Source organism: Nocardia sp. NPDC059236, from assembly GCF_042754085.1.
Classification (GTDB): Bacteria; Actinomycetota; Actinomycetes; order Mycobacteriales; family Mycobacteriaceae; genus Nocardia.
In genome coordinates this window covers 519,467-541,934 of sequence record NZ_JBHZAF010000001.1, presented here as the reverse complement: position 1 = coordinate 541,934, position 22,468 = coordinate 519,467, and the positions used below count along the sequence as shown (strand labels likewise).

Below are 22,468 nucleotides of genomic sequence, written 5' to 3'. Positions count from 1 at the left end.
CCGTGCCATCTGACGTCCCTTTCACCGATCGGGATGCGCCCGACTGACAGGCGTGGCACGGCGAGCTTCGGTGTGCTGGAGCGGCATCATTGCAGCGAGGGCGCGTGGGCGCCCAGGATCAGCCGGGGTACAACGGTTTCGAAATGTACTGCCAAACAGTGTATTTCACATTCGCCTAGGAGGTGGTGACGAGCGCGTGCGGGCGATAGACCAGGGCGGCCGCCGACGTGTCGTCCACCGCCAGGAACACCACCGCGCGCGCCTCGTCGAGCATGCCCTGTGTGGCCGCGCTCAGATACGCGTGCACCGGACCCGCGGAATACGGGTCGCCGACGAACGGGTCGATCCCGGCGACCGCGGCCGAGGGCACCCCGATCCGGTAGGCCACCCGCTCGCGGAAGCCGGGGACGGGGGCCGGGGCCAGCAGTACCGCGCCGCCGGTGGCGAAGTCACCGGGCTCCAGTCCCTCACCGGCCAGGCATTCGCGCAGCGCGGCCTCGGCCAGCGCGAGCGGGTCCCCGGTCTCGGTGCGCACGGTCAGCGCGGTGCGGCCGCCGGTGCCCGCCGCATCCAGGTCGGCCCACGCGGTCGGGGCGAGCGCGCCCGGGGTCTCGGTGGTGTAGATGCGGCCGAAACCGCCCGCGCTGTCGGAGGAATGCAGCAGGATGGCCGCACCGCTGGCGGCGTACGGGAAATCCTCGCGGTCACGCTCGGTGGACGGGTGGGTGTCGCCGGCCACGATGAGCGCGTACTCGACATCGCCGAGACCGGTGAAGCACTGGGCCGCCATGAGCGCGTGCACCACCCCGGTGCCGCCGTTGAGCAGGTCGAAGGAGAACGCGGGCACCCGCCCGGTCGCGTACTCCAGGCCCACCTCGAGGCGCTTCTGGATCAGCGCGGCCACCGCGGGCTCGGCGATATTGCTGTCCCGGAACACCCCGGCGTTGACCACCAGGCCGACCCGGTCGGCGGAGACCTCCGCCGCCGCCAGCGCCTGCGCGCCGGCGCGGGCGGCCAGCTCGAAGTAGCTGCCGGTGTCGGCGTCGGTGCAGACGGCCGCGGAAACGATTGCGGTGCTCATGGATTCAGGCCTCCAGCCGGGAGATGGTCGCGGCGAGGTGCCCGGAGACCACCCCGGATGCCTCGGGGATCAGCAGCACTTTGGAGCCGCGCGGAATCCGGCCCTGCGCCAGGTGTTCGCGCAGCACCAGGAAGTGCGAGGTGGACGCGGTATTGCCGTATTCGGCGTAGACATTGAGCGCCTGCGGCATCGGGGTGTCGAAGTGCCGCTCGGTGAGCGAGCTGATGTAGTCGATGGCCGGGCCGCTGAACTGGTGGTGGATCCAGTAGTCGTACTTCTCGCTCTCCCAGGCCCGGCCGGTCTCCAGCAGGAAGTCGGCCATGCGCGAAATGCCCTGCAGGAAGCGGGATTCGCTGGCCAGGGCGCGGTTGTCGGTGTACATGGCGATGCCGGTGGTCTTGTCGCTGGGCATGCCGATGCAGTGCTCGGCGCCGGCCGAGGTGGTCATGAGCTCGATGTAGTGGATCTCGTCCGCGTCGTCGCCCTGGTCGTCGACCACCACGGCCACGGCCGCGTCGCCCACGGTCAGGGCGGCGAACTGCGGATCGTAGGGCTGGGAGATCTCGCGGGTGGCGGTCTCGGCGATGGGGGTGATCTGCTCGCCGCTGACCACCAGGCCGCGGCGCACCACACCGGATTTGATCATGCGGTCCAGCACCAGTACGCCGGTGATCATGCCCGCGCAGGCATTGGACAGGTCGAAGTGCAGCGCCCGGCCCGCGCCGATGGCCGCACCGAGCTGGGCAGCGAAAGACGGTGCGAAGCAGTACTGCCCGGGCGCGGTGAAGCGGGTGATCGACACCGAGATGATGACGTCCAGGTCCGCGGCCTCGTAGCCCGAGCGCGCGAGGCAGTCCTCGATGGCGTTGCGCGCCAGTGCGAACGACGATTCGTAATTCTCCGCATCGCTATTGTGCACGCGCCGGTTCTTGATTCCGGTAATTCGTTCCAGGTCCAATGCCCTGGGTACCGAAAGGCTGTTGATCACGTCCTCGGTGGAACGGATGGTCGTGGGTGTGTACGCACCGATCGATTCGAAGCGTGTACGCATGTGGCCCCCTGCTCTCTGGACTGAGTGCGTCCGGTCGAATGTGGCTGCGGCGGCCGCAATTCGGTGTCCCCCGAGCCGGCCCCGCTGATATCCCGTAGCCCCGATGCCAAGTGAAACGCTACCGTACCCACCGGTAGACGAGTGCCCCACGCGCCTCACCGATCACAGTGCGCTCGAGCGATTTTCACAGCGTAATCGCTGGAAGGAAGTGGTGCGCACGCCGATCGGCGATCGGTCGCCGAGTCACCCCGTAGGGGTGGAATAGGGGGTTACGAAGAACCGGTGTCGGTACCCGCGGACACACTAAAACTGTTGTATATCAAACGAATACGGAGCGCCACGCCTAGCGGTCCGACATCACCCCGTGTAGCCTCACCGATACATTCCTCGCATTCCTCGACAATTCACTGGGGGAAGTGTGTCGCATTCCTTGCCCACCATTTATTGGCGCGCTCTCGATCGTTTCAGCGATATCGTCGCCGCCCATCCCGAACGGGAGGCGGTGATCTATGCCGACGGCAGGAATCGGGACGGCCTGCCCGATTACCGCCACCTCACCTACGCCGAACTCGACGCGTGGTCGGACACCATTGCCGAGCGGTTCGCCGAGGCCGGCGTCACCCGCGGCGTGCGCACCATCGTGCTGGTGCGGCCGGGACCCGAGCTGTACGCCGTCCTCTACGGGCTGTTCAAGATCGGCGCGGTGCCGGTGGTGATCGACCCGGGCATGGGCATGTTCAAGATGCTGCGCTGCCTGCAGGCCGCCGACGCCGAAGCCTTCGTCGGCGTCACCGAGGCGCAGGCGCTGCGCATCGTGTTCCGCGTCTACTTCCGCAAGGTGCGAATGGCGGTCACGGTCGGGCGCTCGTGGTGGCAGGGGCCCACCCTCGAAAGCTGGGGCCGCACACCGGCTTCCGCGCTGCCCGAACGCGAGCCCGCGCCCGATGACGAACCGCTGCTCATCGCGTACACCACCGGCAGCACCGGGCCCGCCAAGGCGGTGGTGCTCACCCACGGCAATCTCAGCGCCATGATCGACCAGGTGGACGCCGCGCGCGAGCACGTCGCGCCGGGCACCTCGCTCATCACCGCGCCGGTGGCGGGCATCCTGGAGTTGCTGCTCGGATCCCGGTGCGTACTACCGCCGCTGATTCCCTCCAAGGTCGGGGCCACCGATCCGGCGCACGTGGTCGACGCGGTGCAGCGGTACGAGGTGAAGACCATGTTCGCCTCCCCCGCCGTGCTGATCCCGCTCCTGCGGCACATCGAGCAGACCGGGGCGGCGCTGCCGAGCATCGAGAGCATCTACTCCGGCGGAGCGCCCGTCCCGGACTGGTGCATCGCCGCGCTGCGACAGGTGCTGCCCGAGCCGGCGAAGGTGTACTCCGGCTACGGCGCGACCGAGGCGCTGCCCATGGCGACCATCGAATCCCGCGAGCTGCTGGGCGATCTGGTGGAGCAGGCGCACACCGGGCACGGGGTGTGCGTGGGCGCGCCCTCGCTCCACGTGCAAGCGCGCATCATCGCCATCACCGACGATCCGCTGCCGGACTGGGCGGATGCGGAGGCGCGGGCGGCCGATCTGGCGGCGTCGCGCGGGATCGGCGAGCTGGTGGTGTCCGGGCCCAATGTCAGCCCCCGCTACTTCTGGCCGCAGGCGGCCAACCGGAGCGGCAAGATCGCCGAGGGCGAGGTGATCTGGCACCGCACCGGAGACCTGGCCTGGATCGACGACGCCGGGCGAATCCGCTTCTGCGGGCGCAAGAGTCAGCGGCTGGAGACGGCGAGCGGGCCCATGTTCACCGTGCAGGTCGAGCAGGTGTTCAACACCGTCGAGGGCGTGGCCCGCACCGCGCTGGTGGGCGTGGGTGCGCGCGGGGACCAGCAGCCGGTGCTGTGCGTGGAGCTGGCGCCGGGGGCCGACCGGGCCGCGGTCGAGGACCGATTGCGCGGGCGGCGAGACGAATTCGACATCACCAAGCCGGTGGCGGAGTTCCTGTTCCATCCGCGGTTCCCGGTCGACATCCGCCACAATGCCAAGATCGGCCGCGAGAAGCTGGCGGTCTGGGCGGCCAAGCAGCTCGACGGGTAGGGCCGCAGCATGAGAAGCCCGGCGCCGCAGGTGGTTCCGCTGGTCACGCGGTTGTACTTCTTGGCCGGGATCGCCGCCCGGTTGTATCTGCTGGCCGGACTGATCGCCGCGGTGGCCGGGCGTGCCCCGTCGAATCCGGCGCTGCGGCTGCTGTGGTGGGCCGACGCGGCACTGTGCGCCGCGGATCCGGCCACCCGCATACCGGTCAGCATGGCCGCCGACGAACTGGCCAGCCGGATCGGCTGGGGCACCGCGGCGCTGACGCCGCTCCTCGGCCGCGCCCGGCGACGCGACCACACACTTCTGGAGGCATCGTGAAAGCAGCAGCATCGTGAAGGCATTGGTGACGGGGGCCTCCGGCTTCCTGGGTGGCGCGCTCACGCGCCGGCTGGTGCGCGACGGGGACCACGAGGTGGCGATTCTGGTGCGGCGCACCAGCAATCTGCGGGACCTGGCCCCCGTGCTCGACCGGGTGGAGCGGGTGGTGGGCGATCTCGGCGACCCCGACTCGCTGGAACGAGCCGTCGCCGGGGTCGATGTCGTGTTCCACAGCGCGGCCCGCGTGGACGAGCGCGGCACCCGCGCCCGCTTCTGGGCCGAGAACGTCGCCGCCACCGCGCGATTGCTGGCCGCTGCCCGGGCGGCGGGCGCGCAGCGGTTCGTGTTCATCTCGAGTCCGAGCGCGCTCATGGACCGTGACGGCGGCGACCAGATCGATATCGACGAGTCGGTTCCGTATCCCCGCCGCTACCTCAACCACTACTGCGAGACCAAGGCCGCCGCCGAACGCCTGGTGCTGAAGGCGAATACGCCCGGATTCACCACCTGCGCGCTGCGGCCGCGGGCCATCTGGGGTGCGGGCGACCGATCCGGGCCCATTGTGCGGCTGCTCGAACGGGCGGCGGCCGGGACCCTGCCGGATCCGTCGGCCGGGCGCGAGGTGTACGCCTCGCTGTGCCATGTCGACAATATCGCCGAGGCCGCGGTCAAGGCCGCTGCCAGCGAGAATGTCGGCGGCAAGCCGTATTTCATCGCCGATGCGGAGCGGACCGACGTGTGGGGGTTCCTCGGTGACGTCGCCGCGGACCTCGGCTATCCGCAGCCCGGCCGCAGGCTCGATCCGCGCGTGGTGGCGCTGGTGGTGTCGGTGATCGAAAACCTCAGGCGGGTACCGTATCTCGCCGAACACTGGACGCCGCCGCTGTCGCGGTACTCGGTGGCGGTGATGACCCGCTCGGGCACCTACGACACCTCCGCGGCCACCCGTGATTTCGGATATCGGCCCGTAATGGATCGCGACACCGGCATGACCGAACTGAAATCCTGGATCCGCAGCGGGGAGGTGATCGCCGGATCCACCCGCTGACCAGCGCTCGGACGCTCCCCTCAAAAACTTGTGTTACGCGCGGTACCGGCTAACATGGCTGGTACCGCGCGAGGGTGAGTCGGTGCTGACGGCCCTCGAGGCCGCAGACGCAGTGCAGCACCGCTACTCAATGAGGAGAGCGCCCGATGCCGGAGTTCGACTATCACGGCGTATCCGTCGCCTACGATCGCGCCGGGTCCGGGGATCCGATCCTGTTCCTGCACAATATCGGCGGTGACCGGCGCATCTGGGTGAACCAGACGCGCGCGCTGGCGGCCACCAACACCGTGTACGCGCTGGATCTGTTCGGCTACGGCGACTCCGACTCACCCGCGGACGGGTACACCGTCGACAACTACGTGCGCATGGTGTCGGAGTTCATCGACACCCACGGGCTCACCAATGTCACGATGGTCGGCAACTGCTTCGGCAGCGCGCTGTCGCTGCTGTACGCGCGCCGCAATCCGCAGAATGTGCGCGCCCTGGTGCTGTGCAGCCCGCTGACCGCCGCCACCCTGCGTCCCACACCGACCGGTTGGACCGCCCGCACTGCCGCGCACCTCCCGCTCGACTCTCTCGCCGGCGCGATCCGCCTCCCGGGCCTGGCCGCGAATCTCGTGGTCCGTGAACAGCTCGGCCCCCGCGGCCGTGGCATGGCCGCCTCGACCTTCACCGGTCTCCGCCGCCGCTGGAGCGAACCGCGCCGCCTGCTCCCGCCCGCCGCCATCGCCCGCGACCTCCCGAAGCTGGCCGTCCTCGACGACTTCCGGCCCGCCCCTGGCTTCCCGCCCATCACCACCGTCTGGGGCGCCAAGAACCACATCCTGTCCGCCGCCGCCGGCGCCCGCCTCAACACCACCCTGTGCCCGTCCGAGGCCATCGAACTCCCCGACTGCGGTCACCTGGTCATGCTGGAGCAGCCCGAAACCGTCACGGCCGCCATCCGTTCCGCCACCCGCACAGCCCTGGCGGGCTGAACTCGCCCAGCACACAACCCCCGCTCCGGCACGGACGCCCGGTGTATCCGCCGAACCCGGCGTCTCGACAGAACAGTTGCCCGCCGACAACCCAGGTCAGCCTGCCGCCCGGTGCAATCGGGTAGCCAGCTCACGCAGGTGCGCTGCCAGTTCCGGCGGCTCGAGGATCCGGAAGTCGAAACCGAAACCCGCCACGTGGACGGCGATGGCGTCGAGTGAATCCGCGCCGGTATGCAGGATGCAGGTGTCCGGGTCGACGGCCTCGAGCACGCCGACGGTCGGCGCGATCACCTCGGCGGCCCGTTCGGCGGAGGTCAGCAGCGTGATGCGGGCCTGATAGCGGTAGGGCGCGGTGGTGACACCGCGGGAGACCTGAGCGGCGGCGTCGGGGGCCTCGCGTGGTGTGAAGCGAGGGCCGGTCGGGACGCGCGGGGTGAGGCGGTCGACACGGTAGGTGCGCCAGTCCTCGCGGTCCACGTCCCAGCCGGTCAGGTACCAGCGGCGGCCGATGTGCACCAGGCGGTGCGGTTCGGTTGTCCGGCGCGAGGATTCGCCATCGTGGGTGCGGTAGTCGAATCGGAGGCAATGCTGGTCACGGATGGCCGCGGCGATGGCGGTCAGGGTGTCCGGGTCGACGCGCGGGCCGCCATCGGGGACGGCCACGGTCGCGGCCTGCAAGGCCGTCACCCGATGCCGTAGCCGCGAGGGCAGGACCTGCTCGAGTTTGGCCAGCGCCCGCAGTGAGCTCTCCTCGATCCCGGCGATGGTTCCGCCCGCCGCGGTGCGCAATCCCATGGTGACGGCGACGGCCTCCTCGTCGTCGAGCAGCAGCGGCGGCAGTGTCGCGCCCGCGCCGAGCCGGTATCCGGCCGCGCCGGCGGTGGCGTCCACGGGATAGCCGAGGGCGCGCAGCTTTTCGATATCGCGGCGCACGGTGCGCACATCCACCTCGAGCTGCGCGGCCAGTTCCGCGCCGCTCCAGTCGCGCGGGGTCTGCAGCAGCGAGAGCAGTCGGAGCAGTCTGGCGGAGGTTTCCAACATGAATTCGATTCTCCCGCACTGCTAGGGCAGAACCTGTCCTAACCGCCTTCTACCGTGGTTCTCATGAGCGAACAGATCACGCCCTTCCGCATCGACATCCCCGCCGAGCAGCTCGACGACCTGCGCCGGCGACTGGACGCCGCGCGCCTGCCCGCCCCGCTGCCCGGCGACGACTGGGACACCGGCGTGCCGGTGCACTGGCTGCGCGCGCTGGTCGACCACTGGCGCACCGGATACGACTGGCGCGCCGCCGAAGCCGAGCTCAATCGGTACCCGCAGTTCCTCACCGAGATCGAGGGACAGCGCATCCACTTCCTGCACATCCGCTCCGCCGAACCGGATGCGGTGCCGCTGCTGCTCACCCACGGCTGGCCCGGTTCGATCGCCGACTTCCTCGACGTCATCGGCCCGCTGACCGATCCGCGCGCCCATGGCGGCGACCCGGCCGACGCCTTCCACCTGGTCATTCCGTCCCTGCCCGGGTTCGGGTTCTCGGGTCCGGTCAGCGACACCGGCTGGACGCGGGCCCGCATCGGCCGGGTGTGGGCGGAACTCATGAACCGGCTCGGCTATCAGCGCTACGGCGTGCAGGGCGGCGATATCGGCGGCGCGGTCAGCCCCGAGGTGGCCCGCACGGCACCGGACCGGGTGATCGGCGTCCACGTCAACGGCGGCCCCAACCTGCCCCCGCCCTCGGCCGCGAACGATCTCGACGAGCTCACCGACCTGGAGCGGGACCGGGTGCGGCGCATCCAGGCCTTCATGCGAGAGGAGTTCGGCTACGTCGCGATTCAGTCCACGCGACCCCAGGCCCTGGCGTACGGGCTGGTGGATTCGCCGGTCGGCCAGCTGGCCTGGATCATGGACAAGTTCCGCGAGTGGACGCACCCGCGCGGCGTCGATCCCGACAAGATCATCGACCGCGAGCGCCTGCTCACCACCGTCATGCTCTACTGGCTCACCGGCACCGCCGGGTCGGCCGCGTACGTCGGGTACGCGAACACCGGGGAATGGGGTGCGCCCGGCGTGAACTCCGGTGTGCCGACCGGTGTCATCGCGTTCGCGCACGACGTCTGCATCCGCCGCTACTGCGAGGAGTCCAACACCATCACCCGCTGGGTCGACGTGGATCGCGGCGGGCATTTCGCGGCCATGGAGGAACCCGAACTGCTGGTCGGCGACATCCGTGAGTTCTTCCGCGACCTGCGCTAGACCGTGCGGAAAGCCTTCGGCTGCATCAGGAAACGAGGGGCCTGACCTGCTCGGCGGCGAAGCGGACGAAGCCGGCCGGGTCCGGTTCGTCGCCGGTGGGCTGCAGAACCACGCTGGTAGCACCGGCCTCGACCCAGCGGAGCACGGCGTCGGCAATGGCCCGAGCATCTCCCGCGACACCGATATCCGGGATACCGTCGCGGTCCTGCCCGCGCAGGTCCGCGGCCACCCGCTCCGCGGCATCGGGACCGGTCGCCGCCAGCAGGTACACGACGATCGGATACGGCTGCGCCGCAAGCGCTTCGGGCCGCGCGGCCCGCACGATCCCGGCGGCCGTGCGAATCCCGTCGGCGGGGGTGGAGCTGGTGAGGATCACCCCGTCGGCGGCTTCCCCCACCACACTCAGCGTCCGCGGCCCGGTCGCGGCGGCCAGGATCGGCGGTGCGGCGGCGGGCGGCCAGTCCAGCGCGACGTCGTCGAGCCGGACATACCTGCCCTGCACCGTGATTCGCTGCCCGGCCAGCAGCGCCCGCAGTGCGTCGAGGTATTCGCGCAGCAGGGTGATCGGCGAGGCGACCCGCTCCCCCACCTGCCCCATCCAGTCCTGAACCCCGTGTCCCACACCCCAGATCCCCCGCCCGGGGAACATCCGCTCCAGCGTCGCCAGCTCCATCGCGGTGACCGCGACATTGCGCAGCGGCACCGGCAGCACCCCCACCCCGACCCGCACCCGTTCACTCCACGCGAGCGCCGCTGCGGCCGTGGCGATCCCGCCCTCCAGGAAGCAGTCCTCCCACAGCCACAGCTCGTCGAGTCCCGACTCGTCCGCCGCTCGCACCACGTCCCGCAGCCGCTCGGGCGGTTGCTGCGGCCGGAACACCACTCCCAGGGTCGTCATACCCCATGCGTACCACGCCGGAGCCGGAAATAGCTGTGGCCCGGTCACATTCGCGACCGGGCCACCAGGGTTCGGAACTCAGCCGAAGTGGCAGACGTAGTGGACCGGCTCGATGACCTCGATCTGGAAGCTGGAGTTGCCCGGCACGGAGAACGACTCGCCGCCCTTGTAGGTGACAGCCTCGGACTCACCGGCGAGGGTGACGTTGCACTGGCCCTCGAGCAGCTCCATGATCTCCGGCGCACCCGTGTTGAAGGTCAGGGTGGCGGGGAGGATGACACCGATCGACTTGCTGGTGCCGTCGGCCAGTTCGATGTTGTGGCTCACACACTTGCCATCGAAGTAGACATTGGCGCGCTTGGTGACGGTGACATTCTCGAACTTCATGCTGATACGGGGCCCTTCCTACGGGTGACGACCGGCCGCGCGGGCCGGTCCGGTTCGCGCCGATCGTACCCGCGACCGCCGGGCAATCGTTCAGTCGGGCAGGGCGTCGAGGGCTGGGTCGGGCAGGGCGTCGAGAGCCTGAGCCGTCAACGCCCGCCCCTGCTCGATGATCGGGCTGGCGCGATGGAAATCCATGGTGCCGCAGATGTTCTGCGGCACCTCGATCACCAGGTCCGGTGGGTGGGCGGCCAGTTGCTGGCGGGTGAGGGCGGCCAGCATGAGATCGATGGCCCGCTGGGCGACATCGGTGGCGCGGATGCTGCTCAGCGCCGGCACCTCCTCGGCCGGGGTGCGCGCCCCGCCGAGCCGCTGCGCCGAGGCCCGCCACCACTGGGTGAACCAGTTCGTGCGCGGTTGCGCGCGGTCGTAGGCCGGGTCCGGCGCACCCGAGAGGTCGACGCCGATGGTCATGTCCGCGGGGCCCAGCGCCATGGTCGCCACCACCGGCAGCGGATCGAGCACGCCGCCGTCCACCAGCACGTGCCCGTCGACGAGCACCGGGGTGATGAATCCGGGAATGGCGATCGAGGCCCGGATGGCGGCATCGAGTTCACCGGCCTGGAACCAGGTGGACCGGCCGGTCGTCATATCGGTGGCCACCGCGACATACGGGATGGGCAGGTCCTCGATGCGCAGGGCGCCGAGCATCTCGCGGATCCGGTCGAGGACCTTGCTCGCGCGGATCACGCCCGGTTCGCTGAATGCCGGATCCAGCAGCCGCGCCACCTCGAACTGGCCGAGAGTGGTTGCCCAGGAGGTGAATTCGTCGAGCCGCCCGGCGGCGAACAGCCCGCCGACGAGTGCCCCCATCGACGATCCGGCCACGCCGACGATCTCGTAGCCGCGCTCCTGGAGTTCGGCGATCACACCGATGTGCGCGTATCCGCGTGCGCCGCCACTACCCAGGGCGAGTTTGACGCGCTTGCCCGTCGACATATGAATCTCCTACCCGACCGAGAACCAGCAATCGAATCGCAAACCATGGTAGAGCTCGGTCGCCACCAGCTCGGTCAGTAGCCACCGTGGAGGTAACGATCCGCTCCAACTTGGGTCTCCATCCGATTGCCGCAACTCCGGAAGTTGACAACCGCCACTAGAAGACCAGCCGGTCACACTGATAATTCCACAAGTCGTGCGAGCTGAATCCGACGAATCCGAGCGGGCATTCAGGCGCTATCGTGTCATCCCATGCTTGCTGAAACTCAGAACGTTCGTGTGGACAGCGAATTCGCACGGCTGCGGACAGTGGTGGTTTCGCAGAGCGAATTCCGGGCTCCAGCAAATGCCGAGATACTCGGGCACTCGATGCCGGTGGAACCAGGCGCGGTGGGCATCCTGGACGCGGTGTGGGGTCGGGACTTCGGCGCGGTGTATCCGGACAAGCAGCGCCGGTGGGAGGCCGAGCGGGACGAGCTCGCCGCCGTGCTCACCCGCCACGGCGTCGAAGTACTGCGGCCCCGGCTGTTCACCGCGGACGAGAAGGCCACGGCCGGCCCGATGGGATACGCCAACTTCTTCGTCCGCGACCCGTGGTTCACCATCGGCGAGCACGTGATCGAGGGCGTGCTCCAGTTCCCGCACCGGCGCATGGAGGTGCTGCCCAGCCGCGACCTGCTGCTGGACCGGGTGATGCCGTCTGCGGCGCAATACGTTTCGCTGCTCCAGCCCGGTAAGGCCGCGGTCGGCCACCCGGGACCCGGCCCGTTCCTCGAGGGCGGTGACGTCCTGGTGCTTGGTACCGACGTCTTCGTCGGTCTGTCCGGCATGGCCAGCAATGAGCTCGGCTACCGCTGGCTCGCGAAATACCTGCGGCCACACGGCTTCACCGTCACGCCCGTCCGCCTGCCCGAGCATGTGCTGCACCTGGATTGCGCGATCGGCCTGGTGCGCGAGGGACTGCTCATCGCCTGCCCCGACCGCCTCCCCGAGGGCCTGCCCGAGCGGCTGCGCGACTGGGAGCGCATCGAGGTGAGCGAGGACGAGGCCGCGGCCATGGCCACCAACGGCCTGCCCATCGACGCCGGAACCTACCTCACCGACCCGGAATTCGAGCGGGTCGGCAAGGAGCTCGAGGGCCGCGGCATCACCGTCGAGTACATCGACTTCGCGGTGTCGCGGCTGTTCGGCGGCGCGTTCCGCTGCTCCACCCAGCCGGTGCTGCGCGCGGACTGACCTGTCCCCCACCGGCTTTCGCCGGGACGGGACGGGATCAGGCGGCCGAGGTCACGCGGTAGACGTCGTAGACGCCTTCCACATTGCGGACCACGTTGAGCAGGTGGCCGAGGTGCTTGGGGTCGCCCATCTCGAAGGTGAACTTGGAGATGGCGACCCGGTCACCGGAGGTGGTGACCGCGGCCGAGAGGATGTTGACCTTCTCGTCGGCCAGCACCTTGGTCACGTCCGACAGCAGGCGGGTGCGGTCCAGGGCCTCGATCTGGATGGCCACCAGGAACACCGACGACGGCGACGGCGCCCACTTGACCTCGATGATCCGTTCCGGTTCCGAGCGCAGCGAATCGGCGTTGGTGCAGTCGGTGCGGTGCACGCTGACCGCGCCGCCGCGGGTCACGAAGCCCATGATCTCGTCGCCGGGCACCGGGGTGCAGCACTTGGCCAGCTTGGAGACCGTCCCGGGCGCGCCCGGAATCTCCACGCCCGCATCGCCTGTGGTGCGCTGACGCGCCGGCACGGTGGACGGGGTGGACCGCTCGGCCAGTTCGTTCTCGACATCGCTGACGCCGCCGAGCTGGGCCATGAGCCGCTGCACCACGTGGTGCGCGGACACCTGGTTCTCGCCGACGGCCGCGTACAGCGCCGAGATGTCGGTGTAGTGCAGCTCGTGGGCGAGCGCGCTCATGGCGTCGACGCTCATCAGGCGCTGCAGCGGCAGGCCCGAGCGCCGGACCTCCTTGCTGATGGCGTCCTTGCCCGCCTCGAGGGCCTCCTCGCGGCGTTCCTTGGCGAACCACTGCCGGATCTTGGCCTTGGCGCGCGGGGACACCACGAAGTTCTGCCAGTCCCGGGAGGGCCCGGCGTTCTGGGCCTTGGAGGTGAAGATCTCGACGACCTCACCGTTCTCCAGCTGCCGTTCCAGCGCGACCAGCCGCCCGTTGACGCGCGCGCCGATGCAGCGGTGGCCGACCTCGGTGTGCACGGCATAGGCGAAGTCCACCGGGGTGGACTTCTGCGGCAGGGTGATCACGTCACCCTTGGGCGTGAACACGAAGATCTCGGGCGATTTGAGGTCGAAGCGCAGCGACTCCAGGAACTCGGCCGGGTCGGCCGCCTCCCGCTGCCAGTCGAGCAGCTGACGCATCCACGCCATGTCGTCGACTTCGGTGGAGTCGTTGGAGTGCTTGCCCTTGGTCTCCTTGTACCGCCAGTGCGCGGCGATTCCGAACTCGGCGGTCCGGTGCATGTCCTGGGTGCGGATCTGCACCTCCAGGGGCTTGCCGTCGGGGCCGACCACGGTGGTGTGCAGCGACTGGTAGACGCCGTAGCGCGGCTGGGCGATGTAGTCCTTGAACCGCCCGGCCATGGGCTGCCACAGCGAGTGCACGACGCCGACCGCGGCGTAGCAGTCGCGCACCTCGTCGCAGAGGATGCGGATGCCGACCAGGTCGTGGATGTCGTCGAAGTCCTTACCCTTGACGATCATCTTCTGATAGATCGACCAGTAGTGCTTCGGACGGCCCTCGACCACGGCATTGATCCGGCTCGACGCCAGGGTGTTCACGATCTCGGCGCGCACCTTGGCCAGGTAGGTGTCACGTGATGGCGCGCGGTCGGCGACCAGCCGCACGATCTCGTCGTACTTCTTGGGGTGCAGGATCGCGAAGGCGAGGTCCTCCAGCTCCCACTTGACGGTGGCCATACCGAGGCGGTGCGCCAGCGGCGCTATCACCTCGAGGGTCTCGCGGGCCTTCTTGGCCTGCTTCTCCGGCGGCAGGAAGCGCATGGTGCGCATGTTGTGCAGCCGGTCGGCGACCTTGATCACCAGCACGCGGGGGTCGCGGGCCATGGCGATGATCATCTTGCGGATGGTCTCGGCCTCGGCGGCCGCGCCCAGGTTGACCTTGTCCAGCTTGGTGACACCGTCGACCAGATGGGCGACCTCGGTGCCGAATTCGGCGGTCAGCTCGTCGAGCGAGTACCCGGTGTCCTCGACGGTGTCGTGCAACAGCGCGGCCACCAGCGTGGTGGTGTCCATGCCCAGCTCGGCCAGGATGTTGGCCACGGCCAGCGGGTGCGTGATGTACGGGTCGCCGGACTTGCGGAACTGGTGGGCGTGCTTCTCGTCGGCGACATCGAAAGCCCGTTGCAGCAGAGCGAGATTCGCCTTCGGGTACAGCTCCCGGTGCACGCTGGCGAGGGGCTCGAGCACCGGCTTGACGGCGGCGATGCCGCGCTGCCCGGTCATCCGGCGCGCCAGGCGCGCGCGGACGCGGCGTGATGCGGAGGTGGGAACGGCGGTGGTGTTGCGAGCGGCGGACTGCCCGTTGGCCGCTGGGGTGGCGGACTCACCCTCGGGCGATTGCCCCGAGTTCGCCTGCTCCAGATGCTGTGTCATGCCACCTCCGCTCGCGGCCTCGATCGGAAAACCATATCGGACCGTTCAACCACCCAGATCATCCACTTTAGTCCTGGAATCGGATCCCGACCGGACAGCGGTCGCCGCCGGTCCGAACAGCTCCGGAGCGATGAACGATACCCGGTCGGGGCTCGGTTTCGCGCCCGCATGGGACCCGGATTGTTCCGGTGTCGGCCGGGCCTCCCTGCTCATTGTTCGCCCGTGCTCTCGACCAGGCCCTCCGGGGTCAGTTCCAGCCGCCGCGTCACCCCGATCTCGGTGAGGAACCGCGGGTCGTGACTGACCACGAACAGTGCGCCTTGGAAGCTCGCCAGCGCCTCGGTGAGGTGGGCGAGGCTGGGCAGGTCCAGGTTGTTGGTCGGCTCGTCGAGCAGCAGCAGTTTGGGCGCGGGTTCGGCCAGCAGCAGCATGGCCAGGGCCGCGCGCAACCGCTCACCGCCCGAGAGCGCGCCGGCCGCGACATCGGCGTCGGTGCCGCGGAACAGGAACCGGGCCAGCTGGGCCCGGATCTGTTCGGCCGAGGCGTGCGGCGCGGTGGCCGCCACGTTCTCGAACACCGACCTGGATTCGTCGAAGACGTCCAGGCGCTGCGGTAGCATGCGCCAGGGCACCCTGGGCGACTCCTCCCGGATGCGGTGCAGCAGCGTGGTTTTGCCGATGCCGTTGCGACCGGTGAGCGCGATGCGTTCGGGGCCACTGACTTTCAGCGTCACTGTCGGCCCGCACGGGAGCCGCACCTCGGTCAGCTCGAGCACGTCCTGGCCCGGGTAGAGCCGGGTGCCGGGCAGGTCGACGCGGATCTCGCGGTCGTCGCGCAGCCGGTCCTGCATGTCGGTCAGATGATCCTTGGCCTCCTCGACCTTGCCGATGTGGTTGTTGCGCAGCTTGCCCGCCGAGACCTGGGCCTGGCGTTTGCGCTCCCCCATGACGATCTTGGGTTCGCGCTTCTGGTCCCACATCTTCTGCCCGTAGCGTTGCCGCCGGTCGAGTTTGATGCGGGCCTCGACGAGTTCGCGCGCCTGCTTGCGGACATCGCTGCGGGCCTCCCGGATCGCCGCGCGGGCGGCGTCCTGCTCGAGCTCGATGATCCGCTCGTACTCGCTGAAATTGCCGCCGAAGAGCCGGATCTCGCCCTGCCGCAGCTCGGCGACGGCGTCCACGCGGTCGAGCAGTTCGCGGTCGTGGCTGACGGTGAGCACGGTGCCGGGGAACTGGCCGACGACCTCGTAGAGGCGTTGCCGCGCCACCTGATCGAGGTTGTTGGTCGGTTCGTCCAGCAGCAGGACGTCGGGTTCGCGCAGCAGCTCGGCGACCAGGCCCAGCAGTACGGTCTCACCGCCGGAGAGGGTGTCGAGCCGCCGGTCCAGCTGCGCGACATCGCCTGCGACGTAATGCAATCCGAGCCGTCCGAGCAGTGCCACGGCGCGTTCCTCGATATCCCAGGCGGTGCCCACGGTTTCGAAGTCGGCGTCGGTGCCGGATCCGGATTCGATGCGGTGCAGGGCTTTCCGGATCCCGGCCAGCCCGAGCACCGCGTCGACCCGCTGCCCCGCGGCCAATCCGAGGTCCTGACGCAGGTACCCGAACCGCCCCGGAATGCTCACCGAACCGCGCGCGGGGCGCAGTTCGCCGGTGATCAGGCGGAAGAGGGTGGACTTCCCCGCGCCATTGCTGCCGACCAGGCCGAGGTGACCGGGTCCGAGCTGGGCATCGAGACCGTCGAAGACTCCGGTACCGTCCGGCCACGCGAAGGTGAGATCGGAAATGGAAATAACGGGCATTGACATGCGGGCCTCCCCGAGAGTGAGCGAATGCGGCGCGCGATTGCGGGCCACTCGGCGATCACCTCAGAAGAGCAACGGCATGTCTCCGATCGGACGGGAAAAGAACTCGACTACGGTAACCGAGATCAACGAGCCCGGGCAAGAACGTATTTCGTGAGCCGAGTCTCACCGCCGGTCAGCGCGCGGCTCGCGCGGTGCACCGCAGGTAGCCGAGCGCGATCACGGCCAGCAGGGCGGCCAGGCCGTACATGACCGTCGCGCCGTGCCCCAGGGTGATGCCGCCGAGCGCGGTCCCCGCGCCGATGCCGATGTAGATGCAGGAGGCGTTCAACGCCACCACCAGCCCGGACTCCTGCGGCGCGGCCGCGATGAGCCGGTGCTGCTGCGCCGGCGTCTGGCACCAGCTGGCCGCACCCCAGCCCAGGGCCAGCAGCCCGACCAGCGCGGGAACACGGGTGTCGGTCGCCGCCAGCACACCCATGATCGCCAGGGTCGCCGCCATCACCGTGTATCCGGCGGTCAGCACCCGGGTGGCGCCGAAGCGGTCGGTGGCGTAACCGGACGACAGGTTGCCCGCCACCGCGCCGACGCCGTACAGCATCAGCATCCACGCGGTCGTGGCGGCCCCGATTCCCAAGGCCCCCAATGCCGAAACGGCATACGCGTACACGACATACGCCGCCCCCATGCCCAGCACCGTCAGCGGCAGCACGGCCGCGACCGACCGATTGCGCAGCACCGCCAGCCGTTTCGCCAGCGGGACCGCGGGATTGCCGGGCAGCGCGGGCACCCACGCCGCGACACCGGCCGCCGCCAGCAGGCACCCGATCGCGACCCCGGTCAGCGCCGACCGCCAGCCCAGCCAGTGCCCCAGCAGATCACCCAGCGGCACACCCAGCGCGGTCGCGATGGTCAGCCCGCCGACCACCACCGCCAGCGCCCGCCCGCGCGCCTGCGGCGGCACCAGCGCCGCGGCCACCGCGCCCGCATTGGGCGTGAAGGCCGCCGCTCCCAGCGCGGCCAGGATCCGGCTGGCCAGCAGGATCGTGAACGTGGGCGCGAGAGCCGATCCCAGATTCGCCAGCGCGAGCACCAGCAGCGCCGACACCAGCAGCGCCCGGCGCGGCAGCCGCGCGGTCATCGTGGCCAGCACCGGCGATCCCAGCGCATAGGCCGCCGCGAACACCGTCACCGCCGCGCCCGCGGCCGCCGTGGACACCCCCAGCGATCCGGCCAGGTCCGGCAGGAACCCGGCCAGGATGAACGAGTCGGTGCCGACGGCGAAGGTGCCCAGCGCCAGGATCAGGGTGCGCCGCAACTCGTTCGGCGCGGCGGTGGCCTCGGCCGTCGACAGCCGGGCAGTAACCGGGATATTAGCCATCCCGAATCTCCTTCCGAAAAAACCCGGCGCGGGGCCGGGTCGGTTTCTGGCGAGCGGCGCGACCGCTCAGGCGGTCACATGTTCATAGAAGCTGCGTGTGTGGGCCGAGGCATTGGCCGGGGCGGCGGCCATCAGGTCGGCCACGGTCTGCGCGGCCAGCTCGCGCCGCCAGGCCAGCTCGGCGCGCCCCATGGCCCGGGCGATGCCGCACGGTTTGGCGAATTCCGAACCCGCCCGGGTGGCTCCGGCCCCGCGGCGGCGAATCTCGGTGCAGCGGAAGGCTTCCGTGCGTCCCTCGACCGCGGATACCACGTCCATGAGCGTGATGCGCTCGGGAGTGCGCGCCAGCCGGTAGCCCCCGCGCGCGCCGGGCGTGGAGTCGAGGATTCCCTCGCGCACCAGCGGCTGCAGCCGCTTCTTCAGGTATTCGGGCGGCAACTCGAAGATCTCGGCCAGGCGGGCGGTGGCGATCGGCGCGTGATCGTCGAGCCAGGCCAGCACGGTGCAGCAGTGCAGTCCCCATTCGACGCCTTCACCCATCATCATGAATAGGGATAATACATGTCCCGGATCCCCGGGCCAACCCCGATTCAGCGGCTGATGCGGCGGGCCTTCATGCCGTTCGAGAGCGGCACCTCGGTCACCTTGCCGCCGGATTCGGCGTGTAGCATGCGGCCGCTGCCGGTGTAGACGCCGACATCCGTGGGCCCGCGCGGGCCGAAGGACCCGAACACCAGATCGCCGGGCTTGGCATTGAGCAGCTGGACCTCCACGCCCTGTTCCCACTGCTGTTCGGCCGTGCGCGGCAGGCTGATGGTGCTGCCGCTGGCGGCGAACACCGCGGCCGCGGTGAAGCCCGCCTGGTCGAACCCGCCGTCGCTGGGCCCGCCCGGGCCGCCGCCGCCGAAAACGTAAGGGGTGCCGACCCATTGCTGTCCCGCCGCCACGATCTGCGCTCCCAGATCGGCGTTCGGGTCCGCTTGGAACCGGCCCTCGCTGCCGAGGCTGCGGAATCCGGGCTCGGCGGCCAGGATCCGCGCCACGTAGGGCCGGGTCTCGGTGTAGTGCCGGGAGATCTGGTTGGGCATGCCGCCGGAGGCGAGCACCGCGCCCTCACCGGCGTTGTAGGCGGCGATGGTGAGCGCGGTCAGGTCGCCGGAGACCTTGCCCTCCGACATCCAGCCCTCGATGGTCTTGGCGATGGCGCACATGTAGCGCCCCTGCCCGATGATGGCGTCGGCCGGATCCAGCACGCTGGCATAGCCTTTGCCGTCGGCGTCGATGACGTACGGCTGTCCGTCGGGTGCGAGGGCCTTGGCGGTGCCGGGCATGAACTGGGCGATGCCCTGCGCGCCGTCCGGGGACACCGCGTCGGTGCGGAACCCGGATTCGGCCTGGCCCTGGGCGGCCAGCAGCGAGGCGCCGATCTCCGGGCACAGCGAGCCCGCGCGGCGGTACCAGATCTCGAGTTCGGGCGGCACCTTCCCGGAGGCGAGATTGCCGCCCGGCGTGCCGAATCCGTTCTCGCAGTAGGGCGTACTGGGTGCGGGAATGGTGCCGCCGGCCAGCCACGGCATGGGGTCGACCTGGTGCCCGCCGGTCAGCCGCCCGCCCGGCACCAGCTCGAAATGCAGGTGCGGGCCGGAGGATTCGCCATTGTTGCCGACGTCGGCGATGTGCTGACCCATCTGCACGACGTCGCCGATGTGCACGAAGATGCCGTTCTGGTACATGTGCCCGTACACGGTGGAGTACCGGCGGCCGCTGCCGTCGAGGGAGTCGATGACCACCCAGTCGCCGAAGCCGGACGCCGCGCCCGCGGCCACCACCAGCCCGTCGGCGGCGGCGTAGATCGGCGTGCCCGCGGGGGCCGCCAGGTCGACGCCCATATGGGTGCCGCCGCGCGCGCCGAACACGTCGCTGACGGTGAATGTGCCTGCGGCGAGCGGATATTGGTGCCGTCCGGCCCCGGTGAGGCTGCCCGCCTCGTTCACCGTGCCGGGCGCCGCCGCCATGGAGGCATTGGCCGGCGCGAGCTCGGTGGAGCTGGGGTCGGCGGCCTTGATGGTGACCTGGACCCGGTCCAGGTGATTGCGGGCGACGTCGCCGCGGTCGCCGAGCGGGCTCCACTCGGTGCCGGCGGCCGCGCCCGGAGTCCAGCTGCGCTGCTTCCAGATCAGGTAGTCGACCCGGAAGGCGGCGGCGTTCTGCTGCAGGAACGAGACGATGGCGTCACCCTTGCCCGAGTCCGCGCCGACGATGAATTCCACCGAACGCCCGGCCTTCAGGTCCGGAACGGAGTCGTCGTTCACGATGCCGCGCATGTCCATCATGCCGAAGTGGGCCACCGTACAGCGCAGCACGCGCAGCGCACCCTCCTGCAGACCGGCCTCGACGGGGGAACCGGTGGTGGGGCAGTTGGGTTCGGTGCGGGCCGAGGTGACGGCCGGAACGCTGGGTGTGCCCGGGCCGCAACTGGTCTCGCTGGCGGGCAGGATGATGACGAGGACGAGGGTCAGCAGACCCAGCACCAGGGCGACCGCCCCACCTACGAGGACTTTGGGCTTCACGCCCGAACGCTCCCGGCCGCCGCGGTGATCACCCGGACATCATGCCATGGCGGACACGCGGTTTCACGGAGCTGCGGGTCTGTTTCGAACGGAGCTGCGTGTCTGTTTCAACAGGCATACAGCGGGCATCCCCCTGATATGCCGTACGTCGCCCGCAATGAAGTCCACGCCGCTCGCATCATCAGCGGCGTCGGCGCGTTGTTCGCCCTCGTCGAGGGCGTCTACATCCTGATGCTGATCCTCAACGCGGATCAGGCCAACAAGTTCTTCGTCTTCATCAAGGGGCTCGCCGAACCTCTCGCATTGTTCTTCCCGGGGCTGTTCCACACCGGCAGCCCGAACGTCGACACCATCCTGAATTACGGCCTGGCCGCGGTCTTCTGGCTGGTGGTCACCGGTTTCGTCGCCCGGGTCATTGCCCGCTAGAGGCCGGCGGCCGACAGATCGAACGCGGTGAGAGCCGCGGCGAACAGAGGTGTGTGCTCGGAGCGGCCGGGATCGTATCCGGTAAGGGCGGCGATGCGGTTCAGGCGGTAGTTCAGGGTGTTCCGGTGCACGACCAGCGACCCGGCGGCCGCGACGCGATTGTGGTCGCAGGCCAGATACGCACGCAGGGCCGCCATCAGGTGCTGATGCTCGGCCAGGGGCGCGAGCAGGCCGAGCAACCAGGCGCGGGCGGGGCCGGGACGGGCGAACTGGTACTGCAGGGCGAGGTCGGCCATCCGGTATACACCGGTCGGCCGTCCCAGTCCGAGGGCGAGCCGGGCGATCTCCGCGGCCTCCTCGGCGCGCCCGGGAATCTCGGAAACCGTTGCCGCGGTGGCTGTCCCGGCTATCACCCGGCCACCCGCGGCGGCGGCGATCCGGGCGACCGCGGCATCGACGCGGGCGGCCGGTTCGCTCGCCGGCACCAGCACCCAGCCCCCGGCCCGATCCAGCACGGTCAGCGCCAGCGGTGACAGCGCGTCGACCTCCCCGTGGATCACGCGCATGGCGGGCCGCGCGCCGTCCCCTGCAGCGGGCCGCGCATCGCCCACCGGGGCGGCCGTGCCGGCGGTGCGCAGCGCCAGCACGTGATAGCCGCCGAGTGCGATCCCGAATCGATCGGCCAGCAGTTCGGCCGGTCTGCCCTGCAACAATGCCTGTGCCAGAGCGCGTTTGGCTTCCCGCTGCTCCCAGTGCAGGTCCTGTCGCTCACGCAGATAGGACCCGGCGACGCCCGGAATGACGACGCCCAGGTACCGCAGCAACTGCGGCACGGCCCGCAGTAATTCCTCCCGCTCATGTTCCGTCCCCGCCTGCGCGGTGAGGAAGTTCCAGGCCGCCAGCGCCCCTTGGTGATACACCGCCAGCACCGCGTCCAGGGGGATGCCTTCGCGCGCCCGCCGCACGGCGACCGCGATCATGTCGTCCAGATCGTCCGCCTGGGGTTCGCGCCCCTCCCCCAGCAGTCGCGCGAACAGCCGCAGATTGTCCTCGGCACGATGGATCACGTCCCGCTCCAGCAGATCCCGTGGCAACTGCTCGTAGTCCGGGACGCTGCGCACCACCGCCGCCAGGATCTCCCGCGCGGCCTCGGACAGGTGGGTCGCCAGGAATTCCGCGAACGCGGCCTGATCCTCGGGTGGGTTACTCACCGGTACATTGTTGCCGCGACCGAATCCCTTCGCGGGGCAAATGAATCCAGCAGGGCGAATAGCCGCCACCGCCGGACCGGCCTGTCATTCCACCAAATCCGGCCGATCAACCCTGAGCCCGTGCACAGAGACCGCGACCATTTGTCTGGGACGGTTTTGCTGGACGGTATCCGCGCCGCCGAGAGCTTCGACCCCGCGCAGCTGTCCGGCGCCGAGACACCGACGGCGCTGTGGGGGTGTCGCCGGCCAGCTGCCCGGCGCGTTCCGCTGGCTGCGCGATCGTCTCGACGGCGTTCCGGCCCCCGAGGGCTGCACCATCACCGATCCGGTTCTCGTCATG

The 22,468-nt window shown here is 69.7% G+C and carries 19 protein-coding genes; 7 read left to right on the top strand and 12 right to left on the bottom strand.

Annotation, left to right across the window (positions count from 1 at the left end; genetic code table 11):
* Positions 1-175: 175 nt before the first annotated feature.
* Complete coding sequence (locus tag ACFXIV_RS02715; protein WP_379395057.1) at positions 176-1,081, bottom strand: hypothetical protein; 906 nt, start codon at positions 1,079-1,081, stop codon at positions 176-178.
* Between the two features lie 4 nt (positions 1,082-1,085).
* Complete coding sequence (locus ACFXIV_RS02710; RefSeq protein WP_379395059.1) at positions 1,086-2,132, bottom strand: 3-oxoacyl-ACP synthase III family protein; 1,047 nt, start codon at positions 2,130-2,132, stop codon at positions 1,086-1,088.
* Between the two features lie 430 nt (positions 2,133-2,562).
* Between ACFXIV_RS02710 and ACFXIV_RS02705 the strand changes: the two genes are divergently transcribed.
* The 4 genes from ACFXIV_RS02705 (at position 2,563) to ACFXIV_RS02690 (ending at position 6,567) form a co-directional block, all read left to right on the top strand.
* Positions 2,563-4,224 (top strand): fatty acid CoA ligase family protein, encoded by a 1,662-nt coding sequence (locus ACFXIV_RS02705; RefSeq protein WP_379395061.1) that lies wholly within the window; start codon positions 2,563-2,565, stop codon positions 4,222-4,224.
* A gap of 9 nt (positions 4,225-4,233) precedes the next feature.
* On the top strand, positions 4,234-4,542 hold the full coding sequence (locus ACFXIV_RS02700; protein WP_379395063.1) for a hypothetical protein: 309 nt from the start codon (positions 4,234-4,236) through the stop codon (positions 4,540-4,542).
* 13 nt (positions 4,543-4,555) lie between these two features.
* Positions 4,556-5,590: an NAD-dependent epimerase/dehydratase family protein gene (locus tag ACFXIV_RS02695; RefSeq protein ID WP_379395065.1), complete on the top strand. Its 1,035-nt coding sequence runs from the start codon at positions 4,556-4,558 to the stop codon at positions 5,588-5,590.
* A 146-nt stretch (positions 5,591-5,736) separates the two neighbouring features.
* Positions 5,737-6,567 carry an alpha/beta fold hydrolase gene (locus tag ACFXIV_RS02690; RefSeq protein ID WP_379395067.1) on the top strand — a complete coding sequence of 277 codons (831 nt, stop codon included), beginning with the start codon at positions 5,737-5,739 and terminating at the stop codon, positions 6,565-6,567.
* Positions 6,568-6,663: 96 nt separating this feature from the next.
* Here ACFXIV_RS02690 and ACFXIV_RS02685 read toward each other — a convergent pair whose 3' ends face one another.
* A complete protein-coding gene (locus ACFXIV_RS02685) occupies positions 6,664-7,608 on the bottom strand; it encodes a helix-turn-helix transcriptional regulator (RefSeq protein WP_379395069.1) in 945 nt (314 codons plus the stop codon).
* 63 nt (positions 7,609-7,671) lie between these two features.
* On the opposite strand from ACFXIV_RS02685, the gene ACFXIV_RS02680 reads away from it, so the two are divergent.
* Positions 7,672-8,820, top strand: coding sequence for an epoxide hydrolase family protein (locus ACFXIV_RS02680; RefSeq protein ID WP_379395071.1), 1,149 nt, complete (start codon positions 7,672-7,674; stop codon positions 8,818-8,820).
* 25 nt (positions 8,821-8,845) lie between these two features.
* Here the strand turns inward: ACFXIV_RS02680 and ACFXIV_RS02675 are convergent, their stop codons facing one another.
* The 3 genes from ACFXIV_RS02675 to ACFXIV_RS02665 form a co-directional block, all read right to left on the bottom strand.
* Positions 8,846-9,718: an LLM class flavin-dependent oxidoreductase gene (locus ACFXIV_RS02675; RefSeq protein WP_379395073.1), complete on the bottom strand. Its 873-nt coding sequence runs from the start codon at positions 9,716-9,718 to the stop codon at positions 8,846-8,848.
* A 78-nt stretch (positions 9,719-9,796) separates the two neighbouring features.
* Positions 9,797-10,105 carry a pyrimidine/purine nucleoside phosphorylase gene (locus ACFXIV_RS02670; protein WP_379386956.1) on the bottom strand — a complete coding sequence of 103 codons (309 nt, stop codon included), beginning with the start codon at positions 10,103-10,105 and terminating at the stop codon, positions 9,797-9,799.
* Positions 10,106-10,195: 90 nt separating this feature from the next.
* Complete coding sequence (locus ACFXIV_RS02665; protein WP_379395075.1) at positions 10,196-11,101, bottom strand: patatin-like phospholipase family protein; 906 nt, start codon at positions 11,099-11,101, stop codon at positions 10,196-10,198.
* 369 nt (positions 11,102-11,470) lie between these two features.
* Here ACFXIV_RS02665 and ACFXIV_RS02660 point away from each other — a divergent pair, with 369 nt between their 5' ends.
* Positions 11,471-12,337 (top strand): dimethylarginine dimethylaminohydrolase family protein, encoded by an 867-nt coding sequence (locus ACFXIV_RS02660; protein ID WP_379395077.1) that lies wholly within the window; start codon positions 11,471-11,473, stop codon positions 12,335-12,337.
* Between the two features lie 37 nt (positions 12,338-12,374).
* Here the strand turns inward: ACFXIV_RS02660 and ACFXIV_RS02655 are convergent, their stop codons facing one another.
* From ACFXIV_RS02655 to ACFXIV_RS02635, 5 genes are all read right to left on the bottom strand, one after another.
* The gene (locus tag ACFXIV_RS02655; RefSeq protein WP_379395079.1) at positions 12,375-14,735 is read right to left on the bottom strand and encodes a RelA/SpoT family protein; all 2,361 of its coding nucleotides are present in this window, start codon (positions 14,733-14,735) and stop codon (positions 12,375-12,377) included.
* 209 nt (positions 14,736-14,944) lie between these two features.
* Positions 14,945-16,543, bottom strand: coding sequence for an ABC-F family ATP-binding cassette domain-containing protein (locus ACFXIV_RS02650; RefSeq protein WP_379395081.1), 1,599 nt, complete (start codon positions 16,541-16,543; stop codon positions 14,945-14,947).
* Between the two features lie 172 nt (positions 16,544-16,715).
* Positions 16,716-17,921: an MFS transporter gene (locus tag ACFXIV_RS02645; RefSeq protein ID WP_379395083.1), complete on the bottom strand. Its 1,206-nt coding sequence runs from the start codon at positions 17,919-17,921 to the stop codon at positions 16,716-16,718.
* A 66-nt stretch (positions 17,922-17,987) separates the two neighbouring features.
* Entirely contained in the window at positions 17,988-18,467 is a 480-nt protein-coding gene (locus ACFXIV_RS02640) for an RrF2 family transcriptional regulator (protein WP_379395085.1), read from the bottom strand.
* Between the two features lie 44 nt (positions 18,468-18,511).
* The gene (locus ACFXIV_RS02635; RefSeq protein WP_379395087.1) at positions 18,512-20,491 is read right to left on the bottom strand and encodes a peptidoglycan DD-metalloendopeptidase family protein; all 1,980 of its coding nucleotides are present in this window, start codon (positions 20,489-20,491) and stop codon (positions 18,512-18,514) included.
* A 138-nt stretch (positions 20,492-20,629) separates the two neighbouring features.
* Between ACFXIV_RS02635 and ACFXIV_RS02630 the strand changes: the two genes are divergently transcribed.
* A complete protein-coding gene (locus tag ACFXIV_RS02630; RefSeq protein WP_379395089.1) occupies positions 20,630-20,917 on the top strand; it encodes a hypothetical protein in 288 nt (95 codons plus the stop codon).
* On the opposite strand, the gene ACFXIV_RS02625 is transcribed toward ACFXIV_RS02630, so the two are convergent.
* On the bottom strand, positions 20,914-22,128 hold the full coding sequence (locus tag ACFXIV_RS02625) for a PucR family transcriptional regulator (protein ID WP_379395091.1): 1,215 nt from the start codon (positions 22,126-22,128) through the stop codon (positions 20,914-20,916). The genes ACFXIV_RS02630 and ACFXIV_RS02625 overlap by 4 nt on opposite strands.
* Between the last annotated feature and the right edge of the window lie 340 nt (positions 22,129-22,468).